This is a genomic window from Nitrospirota bacterium (genome assembly GCA_016212215.1).
Taxonomy (GTDB): Bacteria; Nitrospirota; 9FT-COMBO-42-15; order HDB-SIOI813; family HDB-SIOI813; genus JACRGV01.
On sequence record JACRGV010000110.1, the window covers coordinates 1 to 7,959 of the forward strand.

Below are 7,959 nucleotides of genomic sequence, written 5' to 3' on the forward strand. Positions count from 1 at the left end.
ATAACCCCATCCCCACCCTACCCCTCCCCTTGAAGGGGAGGGAATCAACATAGCCCCCTCTCCCTCAGGGAGAGGGTTAGGGTGAGGGTGGGGTTTTCATTGCCCTTTGTGAGCCCTCGGCTCATGACAGTTCATCCGAAAGTCCTCTCCGGCGGGGTAAGAAAACCCCGCCTATCCATATCTAAAGAGGATAGGCGGGACTTTCTTGTCCCGCTGATTTTCATGGCCCTTTGTGAACTCTGGTTCATGTGGGTTCATCATATTTTAATTTTTAATTTAATAAGCAGAAAATCTGTTACACAAATCCTCTATCCCCATTCTTACCTCTTTATACACTTCCTCATTTCCAATAGAGTTAAGCACCTTATCTATATACTCAACAATTGTATCTATCTCTTTTTCCTTCATACCCCTTGTTGTTATACCAGGGGTTCCGACCCTGATTCCACTCGTAACCATTGGCGGTTTGTCATCATAAGGAACGGCATTCTTATTGACAGTTATACCGGATGCATCAAGGGCTGCTTCTGCGTCCTTGCCTGTTATACCTTTATTCCTGAGGTCAACAAGCATAAGATGGTTGTCAGTCCCGCCTGAAACTATATTATATCCCCTTGCAAGCAGGCCCTCTGCAAGACGTTTTGCATTGGCAACAACCTGTGCCTGATATTCACGAAACTCAGGGGCCAAAGCCTCCTTCAAAGCAACCGCCTTTGCCGCAATAACATGCATCAATGGCCCTCCCTGTATTCCTGGGAATATAGCCTTATCAATCGCCTTTGCAAATTCAGCCTTACACATAATCATGCCGCCGCGCGGCCCTCTAAGGGTTTTGTGCGTAGTAGTAGTTACAAAGTCACAGTATGGAAAAGGAGACGGATGTACCCCTGCGGCAACCAGTCCGGCTATATGTGCAATGTCTGCAAGTGTATAAGCACCAACCTCTTTTGCAATCTCACTGAATCTTTTAAAATCAAGCGTCCTTGAATATGCACTTGCACCGATAACGATTATCTTAGGACGGTTTCCAAGGGCGAGCCTTCTTACCTCATCATAATCAATCAGCCCGGTCTCTTGCTTTACCCCGTAACTTACAATCTTATAAAACATACCGGAGAAATTGACCTTACTGCCGTGACTCAGGTGACCGCCGTGAGAAAGATTCATCCCCATAACCGTATCACCATATTTTAGTACAGAAAGATATACACCCATATTTGCCTGAGTACCGGCATGAGGCTGGACATTTACATGCTCTGCCCCGAATATGGCCTTTGCCCTTGATATTGCAAGCTCTTCTACAACATCAACAAACTCGCAACCACCGTAATATCTCCTGTGAGGATAACCTTCGGCATATTTATTGGTCATCACACAGCCCTGTGCCTCAAGCACGGCCTTGCTTGTGATATTTTCCGATGCAATGAGAACGATCTTTTTATTCTCCCTTGCTATCTCGTTCTGTATAGCCTCATAAACATCAGGGTCTAAGTTTTTTAAGTCCGTCATATCAACTACCCCTCTTTATTACCTTCTTTTAAATTATTGAATAATCCCTGTTCTAATGAACTTATCTTATCTAATCTTCTCTGATGTCTTCCGCCTTCAAAATCGGTTGTCAACCAGGCATCTACCATGGAAAGAGCAATTTCTTTGGTAAGTGTACGGCCGCCTAATACAAGGACATTGGCATCATTGTGGAGTCTGCTCATTCTTGCAGTGAATACATCATGACATAATGCAGCGCGGATATGCGGAAACTTATTTGCAACTATTGACATCCCTATGCCTGTACCACATGCAAGGATGCCTCTTTCTGCTTTCCCATTCGATACTGCTATTGCCACTTTAATTCCATAATCAGGATAATCCACTGATTCCGGATTATCAACTCCATAATCTTCGACTTCTAACCCCTTTTCTCTCAAAAAGGCAGCTACACTCTCTTTTAACTCAAGCCCCCCATGGTCAGAGGCAATTGCAATTTTCATAAACCTATTAAGAGGGGACACTTCTACCCCTGTAAAATATTATTTTGAATATCAATAAAAAGTCGTTTAATATACTCTTTTTACAAAACTTGTGTCAAGAAGATTTTTAGGAAGATTCTTAGGATAGGAAAGGTAATGGGTGATGGGTAAATGATTATAACCTCTTACCTCTTACCTGCTTTTATCATTTGACACACAATAATCAATTATGATATTTTGTCGAAAGTTAAATTTGGTTGGGCGGGAGTAGCTCAGGGGTAGAGTCCCAGCTTCCCAAGCTGGTTGTCGCGGGTTCAAATCCCGTCTCCCGCTCCATTTAAGTAAGCAGTAAACGGTTAGCAGTTAGCAGATAAAACCTGCCTTCACTGCTTACTGCTTACAGCTCACTGCTTACTATTTTAATTCCCCGTTTCTAAGCCCCCTCAACCCCGGTTAGATTACCAGATTAGATTAAATAATATGATGCGATAATTGCGGCTACACCTTGTCCGAGGATTATGCTTGTCCAGAAAATTGTTGCCCTCACCTTGTCCTTCTTCATCCTATTCACCTCCTTTTCGTTTAATGGATTATTTAAAAAGATTAACCTCTATCTTTATGATTCCATTATAAGAATTGGAGATTAAGGGCGTATTAAAGGCCATCAATTCTCGGTGAATCATATCTCCCTTGCTAATACGGGACAAGAAAACCCCGCCTATCGCGATAGGCGGGGTTTTCTAACCCCGCTGTAAGAGCATTTGCCCGATATTTCACCGAGAATTGCTGATTAAAGGCGGTGTTTACTATTGATGGGTATCAAATATCTCTTCAAACTTTTTGTGAACGGTTTTAAAGATATTCAGGATATCAGGGTCAAAGTGTCCTGGCATGGTCCTGCCGTCTCCCTCTGTTATAATATTAAATGTCTTATCATGACTGAATGAAGGTTTATACGGGCGGGTACTCCTCAAGGCATCATATTGATCAGCAAGCATCACAATCCTTCCTTCAATCGGTATATCTTCTCCTTTTATTGCACGGGGATAACCGGTACCATCCCATCTCTCATGATGATTCAAGGCAATAGATGCAACCATCTGAATAGTGGGATGGGTTGAATCAACGAATATTCTGTGGCCGATAGAAGTATGAGTCTTCATAACCTCAAATTCCTCACGCGTCAGTGGTCCGGGTTTAAGAAGTATATTGTCAGGTATGCCTACCTTACCAATATCATGCATCGGGCTTGCAAATGATAATGATTCAAGATAGTCCTCGGGCAGTTGCAATGCCGAGGCTATTTCCCTGGAATATAGTCCTATCCTCTTGATGTGGGTTCCTGTGTCCTCATCCCTGTATTCAGCAACTACTGTCAGACGCTGGACCAGTTCAGTGCTCATACTCTTTACCAGCATCATGGCCTCTGCCAGTTCCATTGTCCTCTTCCTGACAGTATCCTCCAGCATGTGCTTATAATTCTTCTCCATCTCCAGTATCTTGCTGTATCTTACGCCTTTTTCAATGGAGTAAAGGAGGTGTTCAGGTTTATACGGCTTTATAATAAAATCAAAGGCCCCTTTTTTTAAGGCATTAACTGCTATATCCAGCTCAGCATAAGCAGTCATTAAGATTACAGGTAAATCCGTATCAAAATTACGTATCTTCTCCAGGAGTTCAAGTCCTGTGACCTCCGGCATTTTTATATCAGTCAGCACAATCTCTATCTTTTCCCTGCCGAGCTTCGTCAATGCCTCTTTAGCGCTCTCACAGGCGATGACACTATATCCGCACTCACCAAGAAATGATGTTGCTGATTCACGCACAAAAGGATCATCATCAACAACAAGTACGATGCCCTGTTCATTATTGCTCATTATATATTCTCCTTATTTTCATATGAAAATAACCCCATCCCCACCCTAACCCTCCCCTTGAAGGGGAGGGCATAAACTTAGTACCCTCTCCTTCAGGGAGAGGGTCCGGGTGAGGGTGGGGTTTTCATTCTCATTTGTGAAACCACGGTTCATGAAGGTTATCTAACTTCTTACTTCAGCCTTCCTAACTTCTTACTTCTGCTTTACTTGCCCGGAAACACATACCCTGTAATCTCTTTAACCTCAAAGAGGCCAGGGATGTTTTTATCTTCCAGCAGTACACGCCTTACCTTTGCCTGCCATGCCTTTTGAAATCCTTTTTTCTCTGCCTCTGTTGCCTGACCTGAAAGTGCAAGAGATGCATACTCACCTAACTCAGGGTCTTCAGGGACAAGGTCGGAATTGTAGGTTACTTCTACTGTCTTTTTATTATCCATCCTTTGGAATATAAATGTGTTATATTTAAAATTCTCTTCATCAAAGATCAGAAGATTTCTCCTCCCGTATTTACGTCCCAAGCCTGCGAATCCTGTTATCGGGGCCGCGCCTGTTATCAGGGACATAACCTGTGACATTGGGCCATAAGCCATATCTGTCGGCTTACCCATAACAGCCACTTTTATCTCTCCTCTCACCGGTATCTCATCTCCATATAAGGATCTGAGGGCTAAAGCAGTTATCTTATAAGCACCGGAAACCGCAGGGCATGAATGTCCTGCCAGCTTCACTGCATCAGCATATTTAAAAACAAACACCTCGCCTTCATCCATTGAACCAAGAATATACGCCAGCGGATCTTTCAGTTTAATCGGCTCTACCAGATCAAAAAAATCCGGCCCCCACTTGCTCTGTCCTTCAGGCATTGATTACCCCTCCTATTTAAATCACCTTAGGGTCTGTCATAAAATAACCTATACATTTATGCATCTCATCTTCCGGCACATCTTTGTGTGCTCCTCAATCGCAACCCCTCAGCGTAGATTCAACTACGCCTTCAGGTTTGCTCAATCGGTCGCACTCAAACCTGACCGAAATCTGAACGACTAAATGCACAAGTTATTTCATGACAGGCCCTTAATCAAACATTTTACTCCATCCTCATAATATTTGCAAAATGAAAATGGATAATGAAATAATTCTCACACAAAGGATTTTCGGGTGAACTGGTATGAGCGGGGCGCTCACAAAGGGACATGAAAATCAACGGGACAAGAATGTCCCGCCTATCCTCGTAGAAATGGATAGGCGGGGTTTTCTTACCCCGCCGGAGGGTATTTTCGGGTGAACTATAATAACACCTGCTCCAATGTCTTCAAAAGCGCCTCTGCCTTATAAAGCGTTTCTTTGTATTCCTTCTCAGGGTCTGAGTCTGCAACTATACCTGCACCAACCTGTATGTGTGCCCAGCCGTCTTTGATAATAAATGTCCTTATAATAATATTAAGGTCCATGTCACCGGTATAACTGATATATCCTATTGAGCCTGTATAAGGGCCTCGTGTTGTAGGCTCCAGTTCATCTATTATTTCCATACATCGAATCTTTGGGACACCTGTTATAGTCCCGCCTGGAAATACTGCCTCAATAAGGTCAAAGGCATCAACATTAGGTCTTGTCTCACCGCTCACATTTGAGACAATATGGTTCACATGGGAATAGGACTCCAGCGCCATAAACTCATCCACCTTCACGCTCCCATATTTACAAACCCGGCCAAGGTCATTCCTCTCAAGGTCAACAAGCATTAAATGCTCTGCCCGCTCCTTTTCACTTGTTATTAATTCGTCCATGAGTATCCCATTTTCAACCTGAGACTTTCCACGCGGTCTTGTACCTGCAATCGGCCTTGTATCTGCAACACCGTTATGCAATCTTACAAGCCTTTCAGGTGATGAACTGATAAGCTGGAAACTACCTGTGTCAATAAAAGCCGAAAACGGAGAAGGATTAATCTCCCTCAACACCCTATATATATTTAATGGATCTGCACCCCTTACAGATGCAGATAATCTCTGGGACAGGTTCGCCTGAAAAATATCACCGGCAGAAATATATTCCTTGCATCGCCTAACCATAGCTACATATTCTTTTTGAGTCAGATTAGAGACAACGTTGATTTTTGACAGAGGGCCTTTTGTATTTAAAACAGGGACATCAGCCATTATCCCTGATTCAGTATTTTCTATCTGTTCCCAAATATCAGAAGCAGGCATGCATACATCATCACTTACACCTATAATCCATCCGCACTTCTCCAAATTATCAAAGACCGTAACATTATCAGTAAACATCAACATTAAATCAGGCAATCCAAGGTCATCAGAGGCATGACAGGGAAGTCTCTCGAAATTGTGCACAATATCATATCCAAGATAACCCACCGCCCCGCCTGTAAAAGGAGGAAGTCCCTGAATATGTACCGGCACCATCTCCCTTTTCTTTAAGATGGATTTAACAACCTCTAAAGGATTCCCGCTGAGAGTCCTGATTTCACTGTCTTCTGTAATCTTTATTTTGTCCCCTTTTCCCTCTACTACAATTGCCGGATTGACACCTATAAAGGAATACCTTGAAGTCCTTAAATTCCGACTCTCTAAAGGGCTCTCAAGTAAGAAAGAAGGGCCGGTACCTTTTAACTTTGTATAAGTAATAAAGGGGTCATACCAGGGGATTTTTTTATATTGGATATTCACTCGAAAATACCCCCCCATGCCCCCCTTTGAACAAAGGGGGGGATTTTCGTTTTCCTTTGTGAAACCCCTGTTTCATGTGGGTTCATCCGAAAATCTCCTCCGGCGGGGTAAGAAAACCCCGCCTATCCATGTATAAATTTTGGAAAACTCCGCCTATCCAATCCTAACTCGAGGATAGGTGGGACATTCTTGTCCCACTCTTTTTCATATAGCAAGCTTTGTGAGCTATGGCATGGGGGTTTAGAAGAGGTTAAAAAGTGAGAACAGGGATAAAGCGGTTATATGCCCTTCTTTCTCCTGTTACCATTTATTGTTTTCTGGGACTGCTTATATTGTTCTTCAATAATTTTTACTACTTCTTCAGGGTCATCTGTAATATGGAAAAAACCCATGTCCTTTTTACCTATTGCACCCTCAGCAATTAGTGTGTCCTCCATCCATTTTACAATGCCTTCCCAATATTCTTTACCGAACATCACAATCGGAAAACGCCGTATCTTGCCGGTCTGCATAAGTGTAAGCGCTTCAAAGAACTCATCAAGGGTACCGAATCCGCCGGGGGTTATTACATATCCTACAGAGTATTTTACAAACATCACCTTTCTTGCAAAGAAGTATCTGAAGTCAAGCCGCTTTTCCTGATATTTATTTGGAGACTGTTCCCTTGGGAGTTCTATGTTCAGGCCGATTGAAAGCCCGGTACCTTTTCTTGCACCCCTGTTGCCGGCCTCCATGATCCCGGGGCCGCCGCCTGTAATTATAGAAAAATCCTTCTTAGACAACAGCTCTGCAATCTTCATTACTGATTTATAATAATGGCTTTTCCTGGACATCCTGGCACTGCCGAATATTGAGACCCCTCGCTTAACATCACTGAGTGCCTCAAACCCCTCGACAAACTCACTCATTATCCTGAATATGCGCCACGTCTCATTCCCGCGGAGGTCTTCTACCATGTTATTCAGTCCTGTCCCGGCCTTGCCTGTTCTTGATTTTTGCAATTTAATTTTCCATAATGATTATCGGGTATTAAATAAATTTTGTGACTATACATATTACAGAAAAAAAATAAAATTGCAATTAAGTGGAAATCAGAGGTAAGCCGTATCAGTAACTTCTTGCGATTCATATCCCTTTCTATTTTTACGTCACCAATTCCAAAATAGTCATGGATTAATATATCCCTCATGCCAGCCATATCCTTCCACGGAATATTCGGCTAGTTTTCCTGAAATTCAGCCGGTATATGCTTAGCAGCCTCCCCGACAATCTCTAAAGCCCTTAGGGTCTGTCATAAAATAACCTATACATTTATGCATCTCATCTTCCGGCCATCTTTGTGTGCTCCTCAATCGCAACCCCTCAGCGTAGATTCAACTACGCCTTCGGGTTTGCTCAATCGGTCGCACTCAAACCTGA

General features: G+C 43.0%; 6 protein-coding genes, 1 tRNA gene and 1 pseudogene. 1 reads left to right on the plus strand and 7 read right to left on the minus strand.

Features of this window, described 5'->3' with window-relative positions; translation table 11 throughout:
- Positions 1–276 precede the first annotated feature (276 nt).
- Positions 277–1,509 (minus strand): serine hydroxymethyltransferase, encoded by a 1,233-nt coding sequence (locus HZA08_09935; protein MBI5193745.1) that lies wholly within the window; start codon positions 1,507–1,509, stop codon positions 277–279.
- 5 nt (positions 1,510–1,514) lie between these two features.
- On the minus strand, positions 1,515–1,991 hold the full coding sequence (gene rpiB, locus HZA08_09940) for a ribose 5-phosphate isomerase B (protein MBI5193746.1): 477 nt from the start codon (positions 1,989–1,991) through the stop codon (positions 1,515–1,517).
- A 240-nt stretch (positions 1,992–2,231) separates the two neighbouring features.
- Between rpiB and HZA08_09945 the strand changes: the two genes are divergently transcribed.
- Positions 2,232–2,306, plus strand: a tRNA-Gly gene (locus HZA08_09945).
- Between the two features lie 470 nt (positions 2,307–2,776).
- Here HZA08_09945 and HZA08_09950 read toward each other — a convergent pair.
- The 5 genes and pseudogenes from HZA08_09950 to HZA08_09970 all read right to left on the minus strand — a co-directional run bounded on the left by HZA08_09950 (position 2,777) and on the right by HZA08_09970 (position 7,810).
- Positions 2,777–3,847 (minus strand): response regulator, encoded by a 1,071-nt coding sequence (locus HZA08_09950; protein MBI5193747.1) that lies wholly within the window; start codon positions 3,845–3,847, stop codon positions 2,777–2,779.
- A gap of 203 nt (positions 3,848–4,050) precedes the next feature.
- A complete protein-coding gene (locus tag HZA08_09955) occupies positions 4,051–4,710 on the minus strand; it encodes a hypothetical protein (GenBank protein MBI5193748.1) in 660 nt (219 codons plus the stop codon).
- 423 nt (positions 4,711–5,133) lie between these two features.
- Positions 5,134–6,540, minus strand: coding sequence for an anthranilate synthase component I family protein (locus HZA08_09960; GenBank protein MBI5193749.1), 1,407 nt, complete (start codon positions 6,538–6,540; stop codon positions 5,134–5,136).
- A 278-nt stretch (positions 6,541–6,818) separates the two neighbouring features.
- The gene (locus HZA08_09965; protein ID MBI5193750.1) at positions 6,819–7,496 is read right to left on the minus strand and encodes a TIGR00730 family Rossman fold protein; all 678 of its coding nucleotides are present in this window, start codon (positions 7,494–7,496) and stop codon (positions 6,819–6,821) included.
- A gap of 5 nt (positions 7,497–7,501) precedes the next feature.
- Positions 7,502–7,810: pseudogene (locus HZA08_09970) on the minus strand (DUF86 domain-containing protein).
- Between the last annotated feature and the right edge of the window lie 149 nt (positions 7,811–7,959).

Bases quoted from the DNA above. Each gene is read 5' to 3' on its own strand.
- HZA08_09935 (MBI5193745.1), bottom strand. From the start codon at position 1,509: ATGACGGACTTAAAAAACTTAGACCCTGATGTTTATGAGGCTATACAG.
- rpiB (MBI5193746.1), bottom strand. From the start codon at position 1,991: ATGAAAATTGCAATTGCCTCTGACCATGGGGGGCTTGAGTTAAAAGAG.
- HZA08_09950 (MBI5193747.1), bottom strand. From the start codon at position 3,847: ATGAGCAATAATGAACAGGGCATCGTACTTGTTGTTGATGATGATCCT.
- HZA08_09955 (MBI5193748.1), bottom strand. From the start codon at position 4,710: ATGCCTGAAGGACAGAGCAAGTGGGGGCCGGATTTTTTTGATCTGGTA.
- HZA08_09965 (MBI5193750.1), bottom strand. From the start codon at position 7,496: ATGGTAGAAGACCTCCGCGGGAATGAGACGTGGCGCATATTCAGGATA.